This window comes from Pseudomonas reinekei, assembly GCF_001945365.1.
Lineage (GTDB): Bacteria > Pseudomonadota > Gammaproteobacteria > Pseudomonadales > Pseudomonadaceae > Aquipseudomonas > Aquipseudomonas reinekei.
The window spans coordinates 86474-106377 of sequence record NZ_MSTQ01000019.1 but is presented as its reverse complement, the minus strand read 5'-3'; the positions used below and the strand labels follow the sequence as shown (position 1 = coordinate 106377).

The following is a 19904-nucleotide window of genomic DNA, read 5'->3' as shown; positions in this document are numbered from 1 at the left end:
GCCATTTCCGCCAACTGGCTGGCATCGATTTCCCCGCAGGCTTCTGGATGCAGGTGCACCACGCCGATGGACAGCGAAAGCAACGGGAATTCCTGGCGCACGCCCTGGCGATTGGGGGCGATGAAGCAGCCGGCTTCGAGGTGTTCGGGGCGATAGAAGCGGCGGCACTGGCTCTGGAAGTCGTCCAATAGCTGATTCAGACGTTTACCCCAGTCTTCCGGGCCGAGTACCAGCAGGAAGTCATCACCACCGATGTGGCCAACGAAGTCGCGGGACGGATCGACGCGGTCGTTCAGGCATTGCGCCAGACACAGCAGGACTTCGTCGCCGCGGCCGTAGCCGTAGATGTCGTTGAAGGGTTTGAAGCTGTCGATGTCGACGTAGCAGATCACCGATTCGCGCTTCTGCTGCAACAGCCGCGTGAGGCATTGCTGGATCGGCACGTTGCCCGGTAACAGGGTCAGCGGGTTGGCGTAGCGAGCCTGCTGAATCTTCAACTCGGTAATCAGCTTGAGCACATCGATCACCCGTCCCAGGCCCAGATAGCCGCCGTTGAGGGTGATGATGAAATCTTCTTCGATACGTTGCCGGGCCCGGCTGGTGATCAGGCGGCTGACCTGTTGCAGCGACTGGCTCATCTCGACGGCCAGGAAGTCATCGTTCATCAAGCGGCTGATGGGTTTGCGGGCGAACAGATCAGTTGCAAACGGCTTGAGCAGCGCGTCGGAGAGGGAGTGCCGATGGACAATGCCGCAGGGCTGGCCCTGTTCGTCCAGCACCGCCAGCGAGTTGAGATTGGCCTGGCGCCGGAAGGCTTCCAATACCGTGGCGGTGGGCGTGTTGCGGCCCACTGCAGGCTGGTCGTTGAGCAGGGCGCTGAGGTCGCTGACTTCATCATTCAACACCACAGCGGAACTGTCCTGTCTTGGCATCAAGGTCCGCGCATCCCTGGGTGGATGCTCCTGTGGGCGGCACAGCAGATAGCCCTGAACCAGATCGACGCCCATTTCGGTCAATACCGCCAGTTCTTCCGCCAATTCGATACCTTCGGCGATCACCTTCGCCCGCGAGGCCTTGGCGATTTGCAGGATCGAACCGACGAACTCGCGTTTGAGCGCATCCTGATGAATGCCGTCGATGAAGTGCCGGTCGATCTTGACGTAATCGGGCCGCAATTCCGACCACAGGCGCAAACTCGAATAGCCCGCCCCCAGGTCATCCAGGGCGATCGAAAAGCCCATCGCCCGATAGTGATGCAGGGCGGTTTGCAGCAACTGGAAGTCGTCGATGGGTGTTTGCTCGGTGAGTTCGATCACCACCTGACTCGGCGGGATACCGAAGTCCTGCAGCAATTGCAGGGTGCGTCCCGGTTGATGTGCGGCTTCGAGCAGGGATTCGGGGGAGACGTTGAGGAACAGCTTGCCGGGCAATTGCTGTTCATTGAAACGTCGGCAGGCACTCTGCCGGCAGGCGATTTCCAGTTCGCTCAAACGACCCGCCTGGCGGGCGACGGCAAACAGCGCGATGGGGGAGTGCAGCGGGCTGTTCGAGGGGCCACGGCTTAGGGCTTCATAGCCGAGTATTCGACGCTCAGAGAGGCTGATGATGGGCTGGAACAGGCTGTGCAGGCCGCCTTGAGTCAGAATTGAGCTCAACGCACTCAGCTGTTCGGTTGTGGTCATGGCGATCTCTGGCGATAAAAAAGGGCTGGGCATGTTCTCGGTAAAAGAGAGCACGCCCAGCCCTGTATTTCACGACAGATTGATGACTGTATGATGACGCTCCGGGGAGCGTCAGCATTAAATTGCCATCAGTTGCGGATAAAGTCTCAGTGCTTGGCCACCGCCGTGTTGAGCTTGAGGTAATCCAGCAGGATGCGCCCGGTTTCACTCAGGTAGGCATCGTCTTCCGGTTTGGTCTTGTCTTGCTCGGCCGCGATAGCGTCTTCGTCCTCTTTCTTCAGCTCTTTGAGCGGTTCTTCGCCCTTGGCCTTGCGACGGATGTTTTCCATGGTCAGTTGCTTGGCTTCGATGTCGGCGTGTTGGGCGCGACGCTCGGCTTCGTTGAGGCTGACGGTTTTTTCGTTCATCAGCTTCTGGGCGAGCGCCAGCTTGTCACGGATGAACACGAACTCGGCGTCTTTGGCCGTACGCACGTCATGATCGGACTTGAGCTGGGAGATGTACGGCTTGAACGGGTCGACCGCAGGCTTGATCGCCGCACGGATGGTGTCCCACGGCATGGCTTCGGGCAGGGCGCTCTCGCCGATTTCCTTGGTGTCGATGATCGACGGGTAATCGATGTCCGGCAGTACGCCCTGATGCTGGGTGCTCTGGCCGGAAACCCGGTAGAACTTGGCCAGCGTCAGCTTCAGCTCGCCATGATTCAGCGGCTGAATGGTCTGCACGGTGCCTTTACCGAAGGTCTGGCCGCCAATGATCAGCGCGCGGTGGTAGTCCTGCATGGCGCCGGCAAAAATCTCCGAAGCCGAGGCGGACAAGCGGTTGACCAGCAACGCCATCGGGCCTTTGTAGAACGCACCCGGGTTTTCATCTTCCAATACGTCAACGCGGCCGTCGGCATTACGCACGAGCACGGTCGGGCCTTTGTCGATGAACAGGCTGGTCAGCTCGGTAGCCTCTTGCAAGGAGCCACCGCCGTTGTTACGCAGGTCGATAACCACGCCGTCGACTTTGTCTTTCTGCAACTCGGTCAGCAGTTTCTTGACGTCGCGAGTGGTGCTCTTGTAGTCCGGGTCACCGGCGCGGAACGCCTTGAAGTCCAGGTAGAAGGCCGGAATTTCGATGACGCCGAGCTTGTAGTCCTTGCCATCCTGCTTGAGGTTGAGAACCGATTTTTTCACGGCCTGATCTTCAAGCTTCACCGCTTCACGGGTGATCGGCACGATCTTGCTGGTCTGGTCGTTCGGCGCATTGCTGGCCGGAATCACTTCCAGGCGCACCACGGTGCCTTTCGGACCACGGATCAGCTTGACCACTTCATCCAGGCGCCAGCCGACCACGTCGACCATTTCCTTGTTGCCTTGGGCGACGCCGATGATCTTGTCGGCCGGTGCCACCAGCTTGGTCTTGTCGGCAGGGCCTGCCGGCACCAGGCGCACGACTTTTACCTGGTCGTTATCGCTCTGCAACACGGCGCCGATGCCCTCGAGGGACAGGCTCATGTTGATGTCGAAGTTTTCCGCGTTATCCGGTGACAGATAATTGGTGTGCGGGTCGTAGGACATGGCGAAGGTGTTGATGTACGCCTGGAAGATGTCTTCCGCGCGGGTCTGGTCCAGACGCGCCAGCTGGTTCTTGTAGCGCTTGGTCAGGGTTTCCTGGATCTGCTTGGAATCCTTGCCGGCGATCTTTTGGCGCAGGACCTCGTCCTTGACGCGCTTGCGCCACAGGTCGTCGAGTTCTGCGGTGGACTTGAGCCAAGGGGCGTCCTTGCGGTCGATCAGCAAGGTTTCCTTGGTGGTGAAGTCCATTTTGTCGACACCCTTGTTCAACTCGGCAAGGGCAAAGTCCAGACGCGCTTTGACGCGGTCCAGATAGCGCTTGTAGATGGTGAACCCGGCGTTGAGGTCGCCGCTCTTGAGGAAGTCGTCGAACTGGGTCTTCCACTTGTCGAATTCGGTAATGTCGCTGGCCATGAAATAGCTGCGCGATGGGTCAAGCAATTTCAGGTAGCTGTCGTAGATGATCACCGAGCGCGCATCATCGAGCGGCGGTTTGCTGTAGTGGTGGCGCTTGAGCAGTTCCACGACATTCAGACTGGCGATGACTTCGTCACGATCAGGTTGAAGTTTGTCCCAGCTATTGGCTGCGAAAGTAGTGCCGGACATCGGCAGCAGGCCGATACCGATGAAAAGGGCGAGGGCGGTGCTGGGGAACAAACGCTTCATGTTGATTCGACGCGGGGACAATTGATAACGCATATTAGGCCGTCTTTGAAGTCGCCGGTTCCACAAGGGCCGGTCGCATAATGCAAAAAGCCCGGCGCTACAGCTTCGGGCTCAGTCCAGACTCACTATGGAGGCACTGTGAAAGCATTGCAAGGCGTTGACGGTCAAGTGGAGTGGGTTGAAGAGTCGAGTCCTACGTGTGATGTAGGACAAGTGCGCATTCGAGTGGCGGCAGCGGGTCTCAATCGCGCCGATTTATTACAGAAGGCAGGGCTGTATCCACCACCGCCAGGGGCCAGCCAGGTGCTCGGTCTAGAGTGTTCAGGGGTGATCAGCGAGGTCGGCGCCGGTTCGTCCTGGCACGTCGGCGATCGGGTTTGCGCCTTGCTGGCCGGGGGCGGGATGGCCGAGGAAGTGGTTGTCGACGGACGGCACGTGCTGCCAGTACCCGACGAAATGTCGCTCGCGGAAGCGGCTGCGTTGCCGGAAGTCTATGCAACGGTCTGGTTGAATTTGTTTCAACTCGCTGCGCTAAAACCGGGTGAGAAAGTTCTTCTGCACGCTGGAGCAAGTGGAATTGGTTCAGCTGCCATTCAGCTGTGCAAAGCGTTCGGTAATCCGTGCTGGGTCAGTGTCGGGTCCGCCGAACGGTTGGCCTATTGCGAAAAGCTTGGCGCTCAGGGTGGTGTGGTTCGCACTGGCGATTTGGAAAGCCTGAGGGATCTAGGGCCGTTCGATGTCATCCTCGACCCGGTAGGGGGCAACTACTCGGCGCTGAACCTCAAGTTGATGGCGCTCGATGGTCGTTGGGTGCTGATCGGGTTGATGGGCGGCCGTGAGGCCACGCTGGACCTGGCGCAGGTGTTGGCCAAGCGCGTGCAGCTGTTGGGTTCGACCTTGCGCAGCCGCGATGATCAGTTCAAGGCCGATCTGTTCAGCGATCTGAGCCAGCACGTATGGCCGTTATTTGCTGAAGGTCGATTGAGCCCGCAACTGGCCAGGACCTTCCCGATCAAGGATGCCGAAGCGGCGTTTGCGACGTTGGCGAGTAACACGGTGGCGGGGAAGTTGGTGTTGGTGATCGACGAGAACCTCACCTGACAACATTGAAACCTGCGATCCCCTGTGGCGAGGGAACTTGCTCCCTCGCCACAGGGGATCGCGGTTATTTCCAGATGTGGATCGGCCAGCCGGCTTTTTCGGCCTGCTCAAGCAGCACCGGGTCCGGGTTTACCACATGCGGGAAATCGACTTTCAGCAATAACGGCAGGTCGTTGCGTGAGTCGGAATAGAAACTTGCGCCCTCGAGATTTTCCTCTTGCGCATCCAGCCACTCCAGCAGGCGGGTGATCTTGCCTTCGCGGTAGGTCAGGGTGCCGACGGTTTTGCCGGTGTAAGCGCCGTGGGCCACTTCCAGTTCGATCCCGAGAATTTCGTCGATGCCCAGACGCTCGGCAATCGGTGCGACCAGGTGCGTGCCCGACGCGGAGATCACCAGAATACGATCACCGGCCTTGCGATGGGCGGCGATGGTTTTGGTCGCGTCGCTGAAGATGATCGGTTCGATGAAGTCTTCCACCCACGGGCCGACCAGATGCGCGACTTCTTCAGGCGTACGACCAATCAACGGCTCCAGGCTGAAGGCCATGTAGTCTTCCATCGCCAGATGGCCTCGGCCGTAGGCGTCCATCAATTCCTTGTCACGACGCAGGAAGGATTCGCCGTCGACCCAGCCGAGGCGGACCATTTGTTCGCTCCACAGCGAGGCGCAGTCGCCGTGGATCAGGGTTTCGTCCAGATCAAAAATTGCCAGGGCCATCAGTGCAGTTCTCTCTTCAACGTCAGCAAGGTCATCAGGCTACCTCACACAGGGCCGTCGGATCGATGGAAAGTGCCAAGCGCTGGCCATCGGGGTGTAGGTCGGAGGCTGAGCGGTTGAGCACATCCACCACCAGTTCCACGCCGCGGGCTTCGATGCGGTAGCGAATCACGTTGCCCAGCAGGCTGTGGCTGCGAATCTGTGCGTCGAGTTCACCGTTGAGGCTCAGTTCGATGGCTTCCGGGCGAATCGCAATTCGATGATTGATCGGCCGCTGCAACAATTTGCTCGCGCTCTCGGCGTCCAGCAGGTTGTAGTTACCGATGAAACCGGCAGCGAACACATCGACAGGCGCGGTGTAGAGGGTTTCGGCGTCGCCGCTTTGCACGATTTTTCCCTGATTCATCAGGAAAATCCGGTCGGACATGGTCAGGGCTTCTTCCTGATCGTGTGTGACGAAAATCGTGGTCAGGCCCAGTTCGCGCTGGATCTGACGAATCTGATCCCGCAGGTGCTTGCGAATTCGCGCATCCAGCGCCGACAGCGGTTCATCCAGCAGCAGCAGGCGAGGCCGGGTCACCAGCGAGCGGGCGAGGGCCACCCGCTGGCATTGGCCGCCGGACAGTTGATGCGGATAGCGGGCTGCAAAATCATGCAGCTCTACCAGTTTTAATACTTCGGCGACGCGTTTTTGGCTGTCGTCGGCGTTGACCTTCTGCATGCGCAATCCGAAGGCGACGTTCTGTTCCACGGTCATGTTGGGGAACAGTGCGTAACTCTGGAACACCATGCCGATCCCGCGTTTTTGTGGGCTCAGCGGTACGATGTCGATCCCGTCGAGCAGGATCTTGCCGCCATCCACCGGCGTCAGTCCGGCGATGCAGCGCAGCAGCGTGGATTTGCCACACCCGGATGGACCGAGCAGGGTGACGAATTCGCCTTTCTGGATTTCGCAGTTGATGTCGCTGAACACCGTGGTGCCCGCGTAGTTTTTTTGAAGATGTTGGACGCTGACATAGCTCATTCGCTTTTGTCCCTGTTCAAGATATTGGCGATCCAGGTCAAGACCAGCACAAAGAAGAAGTAGGAAATCACCAGCGCACTGGTGAAGTGACCGCTGCTGTTGCGCATGTTGTTGAGGTAGACCTGCAGGGTTTCGTAACGGGTGCCGACGAGGATGTTGGCGAACACGAACTCGCCGAACAGGAACGAGAACGACAGCAGCAACGCTACCATCAAGCCCTTGCGCAGGTTCGGCAGCACCACCAGGAACGCAGCCTGAAAGGTACTGGCGCCGAGCAGTTGGGCGGCGTCCATCAGGTCGCGCAAGTTGATCGCTTGCAGGTTGTTGGTGATCGCCCGGTACATGAAGGGCAGCGCCACGGTGAAGTAGCAACCGATCAGGATCCACGGTGTACCGACCATCGCGAACGGTCCGGAACCATAGAGCTGCAAGAGCCCCACCGACGACACCACGGGCGGCACTGCGAAGGGCAGCAAGATCAGGATGTTCATCAACGCGTCGAGTTTCGGGAAATGGTAATGCACCACGAACAGCAGCGGCAGAATCAGCACTACCGCCAATACCAGCGCGCCGACGCACACCAGCAACGATTGACCGAATGCGCTCAGAAAGCGTGGATCGCTCCATAGCTGCGCATACCACTTGATGCTGAAGCCGCTGGGCAAAATGGTTGCCGACCAACTGCTGGAAATCGAGTAGATAAACGTGCCGAGCAGCGGCATCAACATAATGGCAAACAGCAGGTAAACCACCACGCGATGGTAGATGCCGGCAGGCCCCAATTCAGCGCGAGACATGGTAGCTCCTCTTCAACAGCAGTTGATGGACGATGGTCACCAGGGTCATCAACGCCACCAGGACCACGGCCAGGGCACTGGCCAGGTTCGGGTCGAGGGAAATGTCCCCTGAGACCATCGCCGCGATACGGATCGGCAGCACGTTGAAGTTGCCGGTGGTCAGGGCGTACACCGTAGCGTAGGCGCCAAGGGCGTTGGCCAGCAGGATTACAAAAGTACCGAGCAGTGCCGGGGTCAGCACCGGCAACCCGATGTGCCGCCAGAACTGCCAACCGTTGGCGCCGAGCAGCGCGGCGGACTCGCGCCAGTCTTCGCGCAGGGCATCGAAAGCGGGGTAGAGCAGCAGCACGCCCAGTGGAATCTGGAAGTAGGTGTAGAGAATGATCAGCCCGGTTTTCGAGTACAGGTTGAAATCCTCAATGATCCCGGCCTGCTTGAGCATGATGGTGAAGCTGCCGTTGAAGCCCAGCAAAATGATGAAGGCAAAGGCCAGGGGCACGCCGGAGAAGTTGCTGGTCATGTTGGCGAATGCGTTGACGAAGTTGCGCAGCTTCGAGTCCACCCGACGCAGGGAATAGGCGCCGAGTACCGCGATGATGATGCCGAAGAAGCTGGACCAGAAACTGATCTCGAGGCTGTACTGGATCGCTTGCAAGTAGAACTTCGAATTGAAGATCCTGATGAAGTTGGCCACGCCCCAGCCGAACTCTTCAGACTCCAGGCTGTTGATCATCACCCACATCAGCGGGGCGATTTCGAACACGATAAAAAACAGTGCGAAGGGCACCAGGCACAAAGCCGCCAGCCATTTGCCGCGAGTGATGGAATTCACTTGAGCAGCTCCCGGCATACAGGTTTGTCGTGGGGGACGCCCAGCAGTTGGCACACGGTGCCGCAAATGTCCGTCTGTTTCGGTGCGGCATGGGCATCGAAACTGAAGGCGTCGCCAAGCACGAACAGCGGTACTTCGCGTTCTTCGGGCAGCAGGCCGTTGTGCGAGCGGTCGTTATTCATGCCGTGATCGGCAGTCACCAGCACCTGATAACCGGCATCCAGCCAGCGTTGCAGATAGTCGGCGAGGTAAATATCGGCAAAGCGTGCGCTGTTGCGGTACTGCGGGGTATCCAGGCCATGCTTGTGCCCGGCGTCATCGATGTTCATCGGGTGGATCAGCAAGAAATTCGGCGCATGGCGCAGACGCAGGTTTTCGGCGTCGGCGAACAGATGCGAATCCGGGTAGTGATCGCTCCAGTAGAAATGCCCGTACTGGATGGGTAGGTCGGGGTTGTCGGTGTGACGATCGCGGGCGTCCACGAACGGCGAACGGTTGTACAGCTCGCTGACCCAGTGATAGGCCGCCGCGGCGGTTTTCAGACCGGCATCCCTGGCGTAGTGGTAGATGCTGCGCTGGTTCGACAGGCGTGAAACGTTGTTGTGAACGATGCCGCTGTCGATCGGGGTGACGCCGGTCAGGATGCATTCGTAGAGTGGGCGGGACAGGGCGGGTAACTCGCACTCCAGTTTGTAGAGCGCTGCGCGTCCTGCGCCGACGTACGCCTGCAGGTGCCCCATGGCGTGTCGGGCGACTTCGTAGTTGAGGCCGTCGAGCACGACAAGGATGACGTTGTGTTTCATAGAGGAGGAACTCCGTGGGTTCTCTCAAACCTGCAGGAGCCGGCTTGCTGGCGATCCAGACACCTCGGTCTTTCCGAGCACCGTGGAGATCCAGTCGCCAGCGAGCCGGCTGCTACAGAACCAGCATCACTTCATTTCGACGAGGACTTCTTCGTTCCACTTCTGCGGCAAGGCCTTGGAAGTTTTCTCCCACGCATCCGCATCCTTGATCGGCGTGACCTTTTTGTACTGCTCGTTCGGCAACAACTTGGCTTTCACGTCATCTGGCAGCGTGATGTGTTCGGCGCGGATTGGACGGGCGTTACCTTTGGCCAGGTTGATCTGGCCGGCGTCGCTGAAGATGTACTCGCGGGTCAGCTTCGCAGCGTTCGGGTTCTTGGCGTATTTATTGATGATGGTGGTGTAGCCGGAGATCACCGAGCCATCAGACGGGATCAGCACTACGTAGTCATCCGGATTGGCCATCTTCGCTTTGTAGCTCAAGCCGTTGAAGTCCCAAACCACACCGACTTCGATCTCGCCTTTTTCCATGGTGGCGATGGTCGGGTTAGCCATCGACAGACGACCCTGCTTGGCGATATCGGCAAACAACAGCAACGCGGGTTGCAGGTTTTTCTCGTCACCGCCATTGGCCAGTGCTGCCGCCAGGACACCGTTGGCCGCCTGGGCCGCAGTGCTCACGTCACCGATGGACACTTTGTACTTGCCGGACTTGAGGTCAGCCCACTTGGTTGGCACTTCGGAGCCGTGCAGCAGCTTCTTGTTGACGATAAAGGCGATGGTGCCGGTGTAGGCCAGCGCCCAATTGCCGTCCTTGTCTTTCGCCCAGTCCGGTACTTGATCCCAGGTGGACGGTTTGTACGGTTGCACCACGCCTTGCTTGACCGCGATCGGGCCGAAAGCGGCACCGACGTCGCCGATGTCGGCGCTGGCGTTGTCTTTTTCCGCGGCGAACTTGGCGATTTCCTGAGCGGAGCTCATGTCGGTGTCGATGTGCTTCAGGCCGTATTTCTTGGCCAGGTCTTCCCACGTACCTTTCCAGTTGGCCCAATCATCGGGCATGCCGACGCTGTTGACTGCGCCTTCCGCTTTGGCCGCGGCTTCCAGGGTTTTCAAATCATCAGCCGCCATGGCGGTGGTGCACATGGCAATGGTCGAGCCTAACAGTGATGCCAGGAAAAACTGTTTCATTCCGAAGCTCCTTGGGTCGTGTTCAACGCTGCGATTGCGGTTTGTGTTGGTCTAGGTCAGCAATACCTGAGCCAATTTAAGAGGGCTGGATGACACTTTGATGTCGTTCGTCGCCCGACAGGCGTTTTATTTGCCCGGTACTGACGGCTGCCAACTAAGCGTAGACCATACTAAAAGGCCCGCTGCGTAAGGACTTGGCCGGTGTATTGCAGCGTTTTTGATGCACGGCCGAGATGACCGTCTGGAGACTTGTCATCTATCAGTCATCTGCACTGCCTACGCTTGTAGAACGTAGATTGAGCCGATTTTCAGTGCGGTTCTGCCCCGAAACAGTGCTGGTCTAGTCCAGATAGGTAACGCTGATGCGCGACGAGGCAACAAAAGCGGTGACAGCGATTGGTCAGGTGCTTCAGGAACAGCTTGACCATGGGCTGCTGGCCCCAGGGAGCAAGCTGCCGGCCGAGCGCAAGCTCAGTGAGTTGTTTGGAACAACGCGCATCACTGTGCGCGAGGCGTTATTGCAGTTGGAGGCTCAGGGGCAGATTTATCGCGAGGAGCGCCGGGGCTGGTTTGTCTCGCCACCGCGCCTGGCCTACAACCTGATGCAGCGCAGCCACTTTCACGCGATGGTCAGTGCCCAGGGGCGAGTGCCTTCTACCGAAGTGATTTCGGCGCGTTTGCAGCCGGCGTCGGCGGCGGTCTGTGCCTGGTTGCAGTTGCCGGCGCTGTCGAGCGTGATTCAGATCTGCCGGTCGCGGCGTATCGACGGGCGCCTGGTCTTGTACGTGGAGCATTATCTGAATCCGCAGTACTTTCCGGGGATTCTGGAGTTTGATCTGAACCAGTCGATCACCGAGCTTTATGCCCGGCATTACGATTTGCACTACGGGCGGGTGCGCTTCGAAATCGTGCCGACGGCATTGTCGGCGGATGCCGCGGCGGCTTTGCGGGTGTCGGTGGGGAGTCCGGGGTTACGGATTGCTCGGGTTAATTATGATCAGTATGAGCGGTTGATTGACTGTGATTTGGAGTTTTGGCGGCATGATGCGATTCATGTCGGGGTTGATGTGGTTTGAGCTTTTGAGCTTTTGAGCTTTTGAGCTTTTGAGCTTTTGAGCTTTTGAGCTTTTGACCTTGGCGGCCTCTGGGCCGACCATGCGCTGGGGTGGTTGAGTACATATCCGTTGCTGCGGTAACGGCGGCTTATGGTTTCGCCCTTACGGCGACTCACTTTTTTACAAGCGCCTAAAAAAGTAAGCAAAAAACGCTCGCCCCTTTCGTACGGCCCCTCGCTGGGGCTCGGGGTTCCTTCGCTCCGGCATTCATCCGGGGGCATCGCCTCCGGTCTGCTTCGCGACGACCTCCTCTCGATGTGTGCGGCTTCGCCGCACGGCGCTGCGCGCCCACCCCCGGATAAACGCCTCCACTCAGCCTGCCGAGGGGGCGGGTGAATCAAGATCAAAAGCTGCAGGCGAGCTAACGCTCGGCCTGTTGAGTGGGGGAAAGCGGTGGGTGTGCGCCGATCATCTGTGGGAACCGGCTTGCTGGCGATGGCGGCCTGATAGCCGACCAATTTCCGGGGTGTATGTATTCCAGCTGTAGGAGCCGGCTTGCTGGCGATGGCGGCCTGACAGCCGACCAATTTCCCGGGTGTATGTATTCCTGTTGTAGGAGCTGGCTTGCTGGCGATTACGCTCTCCCAAGCAACCAATCTCTATCGAATGTACCCACCCCTTTAGGAACTGCCGAAGGCTGCGAAAGCTCCTACAGGTAACCAGGCCGGCCGCTTATTCCTTCGGCTCCCCACCCCCGGCGGTTATCACCTGCACACTCATTCGCGGCATTGCTAAATCCATCCCGGCCTCATCCAGATGCCGTTTCAGCGACAGGTTGAACGCCCGTGAAACCTCCCACTGTTTGATCGGTGCTGTCTTGAAGCGCGCGCGCAGGATCGCATTGCCTGACTCGAAACTTTCAACGCCCTGAAACTCCAGCGGCGACCAGATATTGCGTCGTTGCAGTGGGTCGGTGCGCATTTTCTGGCCGACTTCGCGCATCAACTTGATCGCGCTGTCGATGTCCATGCTCGCGGGCACCGCCACCCGGAAGATCGCGTAGCCGAATTCCCGGGAGTAGTTCTTGATGCTTTTTATTTCACTGAACGGGATGGTGTGGACGATGCCGTCGATGTCCCGCAGGCGCACGGTACGGATGGTCAGGCCTTCGACGGTGCCGAGGTGGCCGCCGACGTCGACGTAGTCGTCGATGGCCAGGGAGTCTTCGATGATGATGAACAACCCGGTAATCAGATCGGCCACCAGCGATTGCGCGCCGAAGCCGATGGCCAGGCCGATCACGCCGGCACCGGCCAGCAGTGGCGTGACGTTCATGCCCATGTTCGCCAGCGCGACGATCAGCGCGATGATGAAAATCGCCACGAACAGCACGTTGCGGATCAGCGGCATCATTGTTTGCGCGCGGGCGTTGGCCAGGCCTTTGCGGGAGCGGGTGAGGGCGTGGTGTACGGCGGTGTCGCTGAGGATCCAGATCAGCCAGGCAAAGATCAGTGTCCCCGCGAGGCTGAACAGTTTGACGCTGACTTCATGGCCTTCGCCTTCGGTGAACGCAATCAGCGACATGCCCCAGACCCGCAGGCCGAGCTCGATGAAGGCCAGCCATACCAGCAGATGGGCGAGGGTGTAGAAGAAGCTCTTCAGGCGTTCGGAATACAGCGCGTGGCGTTTGACTCCGCGTTGCGGTTTGAGTGAATGGCGGCGTACCAGGCCGTTGATCACCATGCACAACACCAACAACACCGTGCAGATCAGCGACTGGCGCAAGGCCGTGCTGGTATCGCCTGCCGAAACAAAAGTGGCGAACAGTGAAATGCCTACCAGCACCAGTGCCGGGACGTACCAGAAGGTGCCGAGGATTTCGATGGTGTCGCTGAGCGCGCGGCGGGTCAGGCGGCGGGACAATGGCTGGTTGCGAATCAGGTGCGCTATCGGGCGACGGAATCGCAGGATGAACAAACCGGTGGACAGCGCCGCCAGGACGTTGGCCACCGTTGCGGCGGTGTGCGCCAGATGTGCACCGAGGCTTTCGATCAGGCGCGGATCGTTCAGGGCTTCACCAAAAGCGGCGAAGCTGCCGATCAGCCACAGTGGACGAAACGCCTGATGCCGCAAGATGTACAAAGCGCGGTGACGGTGCGGGCCGTCGAGCAGGGAGAAGGCGATCACGCAGATTGCGGAGAAACAGGTGCCGACCACCAGCGCATAGGCCAGCACCATGGCCAGGCTTTTGCCTAATGAGGACGGCAGGGCGTAGCTCATGTAGACGGTGATGACCAAGGCAATCAGCCAGGGCCCGAGCTTGCGCAACGCGAAGCGCAACATGTCCAGGGCCCTGGGGTGTTGCGGCAGTTCTTCGGTCAGCCCGAACCGCATGCGCACCCGGTGGCTGATCCAGATCAGCGCCGCTGCCAGCAGGCTCCAGACCATCAGAATCATGGCGAACGCGAAGATGATCGGCAGCCATTCGTTGGCCGGCAATATCAGTGCTGTGAGTTCGTCCTTGGCCTGGTCGAACTCTTTGGACCAGCGCGTAAGCGGGCTGTCAGGGCCGGTAAACTGTTTTTCGAAGCTGGTGAGCGTACCCCCAATCAGGCCGAGTACACCCTCTTCGGTGACGGGTTGCGCTTTTTTCGTGGCGTCGCGCAGCTTCTTCAGGTCCGCCAGCAATTTGGTTCGTTGCTGATCGTTTTCCAGAGACTTGATCACTTCGTCCAGCGATTGCCCCAGTGGCTCTTGCGCCTCTGGTTGGGCTTTAGAGGAGCTGTTGAGCAGGCTCGGCAAACCGACGGCCTGGGCAGACGCCATTGGCAGCAGCGTCATGAGGCAGATAAGTAGGAAGCACGGCAGAGCTAAAAGACGAGCGGACACCAGGCGGTCAACCTCAGAGTGAGCGGGTCGATTGAGTGTACGAGTCCGTCAAAATCAAAGCGAGTCGGGGTGAGGGGTTTATTCGTTGAGTTTGGCGAGGATCTTGAAAATCACCGTGGCGAGGATCAGCAGCATGCCGAGCCACATGGCGAGTACGCCGGCGTTTTTGTCACGAAAGTTGAAGCCGACTGCCAGCATGAGCATCCCGATAAGAATGGGGATCAGCATGGCGTGGAATGAGGACATCGTGATCATGGCGACTGCCTTGTCGAAGGGGATAATTAAAGTCTAGTGCGCTTTTGGGCGACCGGTGGTCGGTGCATGCATGAACCTTATAGGGCAGGCATGCTGGCGATTACATCACCGCGGTGCTCAGCAAGACCGCGGTGCGGATCGCCAGCAAGCCAGCTCCTACAAGTTTATGGCAGCTCGCGGCAGGCGTAGAACGCGCTCAGCACTTTGACCAGATGCGCCAGGTCATGGCTGCCGCACAGTTCGCGGATCGAGTGCATGGCGAACGTCGGCAGGCCGATGTCCACGGTGCGCACACCCAGATGGCTGGCGGTGATCGGGCCGATGGTCGAGCCGCAGCCCATGTCGCTGCGCACCACGAAGCTCTGCACCGGCACTTCTTCGGCCATGCACAGGTGACGGAAGAACCCGGCGGTTTCGCTGTTGGTGGCGTAGCGCTGGTTGCTGTTGACCTTGATCACCGGGCCGGCGTTGAGTTTCGGCCCGTGGTTGGCATCGTGCTTGTCGGCGTAGTTCGGGTGTACGCCGTGGGCATTGTCAGCCGAAACCAGCAGGGATTTCTGAATGGTGCGTACGAATTCATCACCCTCGGGCAGCAGGCGACGCAGGGTTTGTTCCAGCATCGGGCCGTCGGCGCCGCAGGCCGAGCACGAACCGACTTCTTCGTGATCGTTGCAAACCAATACGCAGGTTTCGTCGGTGTCGGCAGTCAGCAGTGCTTGCAGGCCGGCATAGCACGACAGCAGGTTGTCCAGGCGAGCACCGGCGATGAAGTCACCGTGCAGACCGATGACGGCGGCGCTTTGGGTGTCATAGAAGCTCAGCTCGTAGTCGAGCACCACATCGGCGTTCAAACCGTGCTCGCGGGCGAGTTGGTCGGTGATCACGGCGCGGAAGTCCACGCGCTCGTCACCGGCAAATTGTGCCAGGACGGGCGGCAACTCGGTCTGGGCGTTGATTGCCCAACCCATGTTGGCTTCGCGATTGAGGTGGATGGCCAGGTTTGGAATGATCGCGATGGGGGCCTTGAAGTCGATCAGCTGGCTCTCGACCTTGCCGTCGCGGCGGAAGGTCACGCGGCCGGCCAGGGACAGGTCACGGTCGAACCACGGTGCCAGCAGCGCGCCGCCATAGACTTCGACGCCCAACTGCCAGAATCCCTGGCGTTGCAGTTCCGGTTGCGGCTTGACCCGCAGGCACGGGCTGTCGGTGTGGGCGCCGACCAGACGGATGCCGCCGTGCAGCGGCGAGTGGCGGCCCATTTTGATGGCGACGATCGATGAGTCGTTACGGGTGACGTAGTAGCGTCCGTTGGCTTCGGTGGTCCAGGGCTCGCGCTCGTCGAGGCGCTGATAGCCCGCCGCTTCCAGTCGCTGAACAAGGCTGGCGGTGGCATGGAACGGGGTAGGGGAGGCCTTGAGGAAGTCGATCAGGCCTTGGTTCAACTCTTCGCGCATAAGTAGCTCCAGACAGCAATGGCGCCAGTTTAACGTATTGGCCCACAGCATTGCAGACACAATGCCGTTTAGCGCGCGCGTGGAATCAACCGGTGATCAGTGTGCCGCTGAGAAACACCTCGCGACGTTGCTTGCGGCCAACATATTCATGCTTGCTCGCAAAATAGACTGCGTCGAATTTTGCACGGGAGATGCCGCACAGCTGTTCGACATACCCATACACCAGTCGATCGTAATCGGCTTCGGTGATGAGTTTGTAGATGTCCCGGCGGTAGAAGAAACCCAACTGGAATCCGAGGGTTTCGCTCAGGTGAGCGGTTTTCCCGGCGAAGCAGTTTTCGAAGTCGATGGCTTTGAGCGGCTCGTGCGAGGCATGCGGGATCATGATGTTGCCGATCCAGAAATCCATGTGGGTGATGTTCTTGCGGGCCAGTGAGCTCAGCAGTTCGAATGCATCGAGAATGAACGCCTCGACCTTGTCCGGATTGCGTTGGAGCCAGCGAACGCCGTCAATATGATCGTCGAGCAACTGCGTGATGATGAAATACTCCTGGGCGAGCCCGAGCCGATCCCGCGTGTAGCCGAAGCCTTGCAGCGGCGGCATCCGTATGCCTCGACGTTGCGCTTCAAGGGTGTTTTTCAGCTCTTCGAGTGGCCAGTCGTATCGACCGTTGCGCTGGGGTTTGCCCAGGGTAACCCGCACTTTTGCCTTGAATGTATCCAGTGGCTGGACTTTGGCAAACAGTGGGGTAGAACCCGAGGCCAAGGGTGCGCTGGCCCGTGTGAGTTTGCTTGAGCGGCGTTTCTCAATCAGCTGTTCCAGGGCCCGACGCGCTTCGACGCTAGGCTGTTCCGTCAGGTACAGGGTGGTGTTGCCGACAACAAAGGTGATGGGGTAATCGCATTGGAGCGCTTTACTGCTGAGCACGAGGGCATCCTGCCTACTATCAAAGTGCTAGCATTTTACGGTTTTTTACAAATTTATGACAATATTTTCACGCCATTTATATGTCGCATTATTTGTAACATGAAATAAAAAAGCCCTTAAATTCAAGGACTTTTTATTGTTCGTCGCACGCTGGTCAAAAGGGTGCCGGGCACTCGAAGCGCAGGCGCTCGCCACTTTGCGGGTGGGTGAAGCTGAGCATGCTCGCGTGCAGGCACAGACGCGGCCAGGCGGCCAGGGCTTGCTCGTGAGCGTAGAGCCCGTCGCCCAGCAGAGGATGGCCGATCGAAAGCATGTGCACACGCAACTGGTGCGAGCGCCCGGTGATCGGGGTGAGCTCCACGCGGCACCAGTCGCCGCAGCGTTCCAGTACACGCCAGAAGGTCAGGGCGTTCTTGCCGAACTCATGATCGACCACATGGCGCGGCTTGGTCGGCGGGTCATAGCGCAACGGCAAATCGATGCTGCCGCTGTCCAGTTCGGGTTGGCCCCAGCACAGTGCGGTGTAGGCTTTTTCGGTCTCGCGGTCGTGAAACTGGCGGGACAGTTCGCGGTGCGTATCGGGATCGCGGGCCAGCAGGATGATGCCAGAGGTTTCCCAGTCCAGGCGATGGACGATGCGGGCTTCCGGGTAACCGTTTTCCTGCAGGCGGGTAATCAGGCAGTCCTTGTTGTCATCGGCCCGGCCCGGGACGGAGAGCAGCAAGGTGGGTTTGTTCACCACCAGTACGGCGGCGTCCTGATGAATAATGTGGACGTTGGACAGCGGCATTAAAACAGCCTCGTAACAAACGCCAACGGCGATTCAGGCCCCCCGCACTCGTGCATGGGACCTGAACCGCCGTGGCTCCAGCCGGATCGACTCAGCGATCTGGCAAGGTGATATTGAGTTCCAGAATCGAGCAGCTGCCCTGGCTTTCCAGTGCGACGTGCACGTCATCGGACCCGATATTGACGTACTTGCGAATCACCTCGACCAGTTCCTTCTGCAAGGCTGGCAGGTAGTCCGGGGTACTGCGTTGGCCGCGTTCGTGCGCCACGATAATCTGTAGACGCTCTTTCGCTACCGACGCGGTGCTTTGCTTTTTGTTGGCACGAAAGAAGTCAAAAAGGTTCATTGCTTAGTTGCCTCCAAACAGGCGCTCGAAGAATCCCTTCTTCTGTACATCGAGGAATCGATGATCGACGGTCTTGCCCAGCAGGCGATCTACGGTATCGCTGTAGGCCTGGCCGGCATCGCTCTGGTCGTCGAGGATCACAGGAACGCCCTGGTTGGATGCCTTGAGCACCGCCTGGGATTCCGGGATCACGCCGAGCAGGGCAACCGAGAGGATTTCCTTGACGTCTTCTACGCCGAGCATTTCGCCTTTGCTCACACGCTCCGGGTGGTAACGGGTAATCAGCAGGTGTTCCTTGATCGGGTCTTCGCCACGCTCGGCGCGACGGGACTTGCTGGCCAGCAGGCCGAGCATGCGATCGGAGTCACGTACCGAGGACACTTCCGGGTTGGTCACGACGATCGCTTCATCAGCGAAGTACATGGCCAGGTGGGCGCCTTTCTCGATGCCGGCCGGGGAGTCGCAGACCACGAACTCAAAGTCTTCCTTGAGTTGCATCAGGACTTTTTCCACGCCTTCGACGGTCAGTGCGTCTTTGTCGCGGGTCTGGCTGGCAGCCAACACATAGAGGTTTTCCAGGCGCTTGTCTTTGATCAGGGCCTGTTGCAGGTTGGCTTCGCCGTTGACCACGTTGACGAAGTCATACACCACGCGGCGCTCGCAACCCATGATCAGGTCGAGGTTACGCAAACCCACGTCGAAGTCGACGATCACTGTTTTGTGGCCGCGCAGAGCGAGGCCGGTACCGATAGCGGCGCTGGTGGTGGTCTTACCCACACCACCCTTGCCGGATGTAACCACGAGAATCTTGGCCAAGGTGTTTCACCCCTAAGGAAAAAGGACTTTTAGCCCCTGAAAAACATCTCTTGAAAACTACTGCAGTCGGACAGCCTTGGCTGGAGTTCGGTTTTGAGCGGCGTTTACCCCCGGTAAACACTGCTTTCGGCCTGTTTCCTACTTCGTTTGAGCCGTTTTCGCTACGTTTTAGAGATGCTTGGAAAATGCGGCAGTATCCGTTAAAGCCGAATGATGTTCAACACATCGCCCGACAGGCTGACCTGGACGCCCGAACCCCACAAAGGATCGCGGCGCAGATCTTCGGAGACCTTGTAATGTCCTGCGATGGAGACCAGTTCAGCGCTCATCTGCTGACAGAAAATCCTGGCTTTCGTGTCGCCTTTGACCCCGGCCAACACTCGACCACGCATGGGGCCGTATACATGGATGTTGCCATCGGCGAGAAGTTCCGCCCCCGGGCTGACCGAGGAGATCACCACCAGGTCGCTGCCTTGTGCATAGATCTGCTGGCCACCCCGTACTGGCGAAGTGATGATTTTCGTGGGTTTGATCGTCGGCTCCGGTGGTTTCTCCGGTTTTTTGGCGACGACGCCTTCGTTCAGGTCCAGCGCACGCTCACGGGCGCCGGACGGCGGCAGCACCGGGAGATCGACTGCGATGGCAGCGGCGATGTCTTCAATACGGCTGGCACGGATCGCCAGGGTGCGCAGACCATGCTGGCGGCAGACACGCATCAGGCCCGGCAAATCGACCGCGCCTTCGCTGGCCGGAAGTTTGTCCAGGGCCAGGACCAGCGGCGCATTGCTGAAAAAACCAGGCGCCTGTGCGACTTTGGCGGCCAATTGCCGGTCGAGGCCTTCAAGGTCGTTACGGGCCAGTTCCAACACCGTAATGGCGAGCATGCTGCCCTTAAGCTGGAACACGGGATCTTGGTCTAGCGGTTCGGTTTGGCTCATGGTCGGCATACAACGACTTGTCACTAAAAGTGCCGAGACTTATAACGAGAACGCCCG

The 19904-nt window shown here is 59.0% G+C and carries 18 protein-coding genes; 2 read left to right on the top strand and 16 right to left on the bottom strand.

The window, feature by feature from the left end; all coding sequences use genetic code 11:
• Positions 1-1682, bottom strand: a 1682-nt coding sequence (locus BVK86_RS24195) for a bifunctional diguanylate cyclase/phosphodiesterase (RefSeq protein WP_075948779.1), incomplete at its 3' end; no start/stop codon positions are given.
• A 146-nt stretch (positions 1683-1828) separates the two neighbouring features.
• On the bottom strand, positions 1829-3910 hold the full coding sequence (locus BVK86_RS24190; protein WP_162279052.1) for a carboxy terminal-processing peptidase: 2082 nt from the start codon (positions 3908-3910) through the stop codon (positions 1829-1831).
• Between the two features lie 138 nt (positions 3911-4048).
• Between BVK86_RS24190 and BVK86_RS24185 the strand changes: the two genes are divergently transcribed.
• Positions 4049-5011, top strand: a complete 963-nt coding sequence (locus tag BVK86_RS24185; RefSeq protein ID WP_075948777.1) for a zinc-binding dehydrogenase — start codon at positions 4049-4051, stop codon at positions 5009-5011.
• Positions 5012-5075: 64 nt separating this feature from the next.
• Here BVK86_RS24185 and BVK86_RS24180 read toward each other — a convergent pair whose 3' ends face one another.
• The 6 genes from BVK86_RS24180 to BVK86_RS24155 form a co-directional block, all read right to left on the bottom strand.
• A complete protein-coding gene (locus BVK86_RS24180; RefSeq protein WP_075948776.1) occupies positions 5076-5729 on the bottom strand; it encodes an HAD family hydrolase in 654 nt (217 codons plus the stop codon).
• 34 nt (positions 5730-5763) lie between these two features.
• A complete protein-coding gene (locus BVK86_RS24175; protein WP_075948775.1) occupies positions 5764-6753 on the bottom strand; it encodes an ABC transporter ATP-binding protein in 990 nt (329 codons plus the stop codon).
• Entirely contained in the window at positions 6750-7550 is an 801-nt protein-coding gene (locus BVK86_RS24170; protein ID WP_075948774.1) for an ABC transporter permease, read from the bottom strand. Before BVK86_RS24170 ends, BVK86_RS24175 begins: the two co-directional genes overlap by 4 nt.
• A complete protein-coding gene (locus BVK86_RS24165) occupies positions 7537-8400 on the bottom strand; it encodes an ABC transporter permease (protein ID WP_167371519.1) in 864 nt (287 codons plus the stop codon). Before BVK86_RS24165 ends, BVK86_RS24170 begins: the two co-directional genes overlap by 14 nt.
• Positions 8379-9185, bottom strand: coding sequence for an alkaline phosphatase family protein (locus tag BVK86_RS24160; RefSeq protein WP_075948772.1), 807 nt, complete (start codon positions 9183-9185; stop codon positions 8379-8381). Before BVK86_RS24160 ends, BVK86_RS24165 begins: the two co-directional genes overlap by 22 nt.
• Positions 9186-9311: 126 nt before the next feature.
• The gene (locus BVK86_RS24155) at positions 9312-10376 is read right to left on the bottom strand and encodes an ABC transporter substrate-binding protein (RefSeq protein ID WP_075948771.1); all 1065 of its coding nucleotides are present in this window, start codon (positions 10374-10376) and stop codon (positions 9312-9314) included.
• A gap of 362 nt (positions 10377-10738) precedes the next feature.
• Between BVK86_RS24155 and BVK86_RS24150 the strand changes: the two genes are divergently transcribed.
• Positions 10739-11452: a UTRA domain-containing protein gene (locus BVK86_RS24150; protein ID WP_075948770.1), complete on the top strand. Its 714-nt coding sequence runs from the start codon at positions 10739-10741 to the stop codon at positions 11450-11452.
• Between the two features lie 711 nt (positions 11453-12163).
• Here BVK86_RS24150 and BVK86_RS24140 read toward each other — a convergent pair.
• The 8 genes from BVK86_RS24140 to minC all read right to left on the bottom strand — a co-directional run bounded on the left by BVK86_RS24140 (position 12164) and on the right by minC (position 19847).
• Complete coding sequence (locus BVK86_RS24140; RefSeq protein ID WP_075948769.1) at positions 12164-14320, bottom strand: mechanosensitive ion channel family protein; 2157 nt, start codon at positions 14318-14320, stop codon at positions 12164-12166.
• Positions 14321-14398: 78 nt separating this feature from the next.
• On the bottom strand, positions 14399-14575 hold the full coding sequence (locus BVK86_RS29870; protein WP_167371518.1) for a hypothetical protein: 177 nt from the start codon (positions 14573-14575) through the stop codon (positions 14399-14401).
• A 164-nt stretch (positions 14576-14739) separates the two neighbouring features.
• Complete coding sequence (locus tag BVK86_RS24135) at positions 14740-16029, bottom strand: M18 family aminopeptidase (RefSeq protein ID WP_075948768.1); 1290 nt, start codon at positions 16027-16029, stop codon at positions 14740-14742.
• 85 nt (positions 16030-16114) lie between these two features.
• Positions 16115-16957: a lipopolysaccharide kinase InaA family protein gene (locus BVK86_RS24130; RefSeq protein WP_075948767.1), complete on the bottom strand. Its 843-nt coding sequence runs from the start codon at positions 16955-16957 to the stop codon at positions 16115-16117.
• Positions 16958-17111: 154 nt separating this feature from the next.
• Positions 17112-17747: an RluA family pseudouridine synthase gene (locus BVK86_RS24125; protein WP_060541534.1), complete on the bottom strand. Its 636-nt coding sequence runs from the start codon at positions 17745-17747 to the stop codon at positions 17112-17114.
• 91 nt (positions 17748-17838) lie between these two features.
• Positions 17839-18093 (bottom strand): cell division topological specificity factor MinE, encoded by a 255-nt coding sequence (gene minE / locus BVK86_RS24120; RefSeq protein WP_007974947.1) that lies wholly within the window; start codon positions 18091-18093, stop codon positions 17839-17841.
• A 3-nt stretch (positions 18094-18096) separates the two neighbouring features.
• Positions 18097-18909, bottom strand: a complete 813-nt coding sequence (gene minD / locus BVK86_RS24115; RefSeq protein ID WP_060541535.1) for a septum site-determining protein MinD — start codon at positions 18907-18909, stop codon at positions 18097-18099.
• A gap of 200 nt (positions 18910-19109) precedes the next feature.
• Positions 19110-19847 (bottom strand): septum site-determining protein MinC, encoded by a 738-nt coding sequence (minC, locus tag BVK86_RS24110; protein ID WP_075948782.1) that lies wholly within the window; start codon positions 19845-19847, stop codon positions 19110-19112.
• Between the last annotated feature and the right edge of the window lie 57 nt (positions 19848-19904).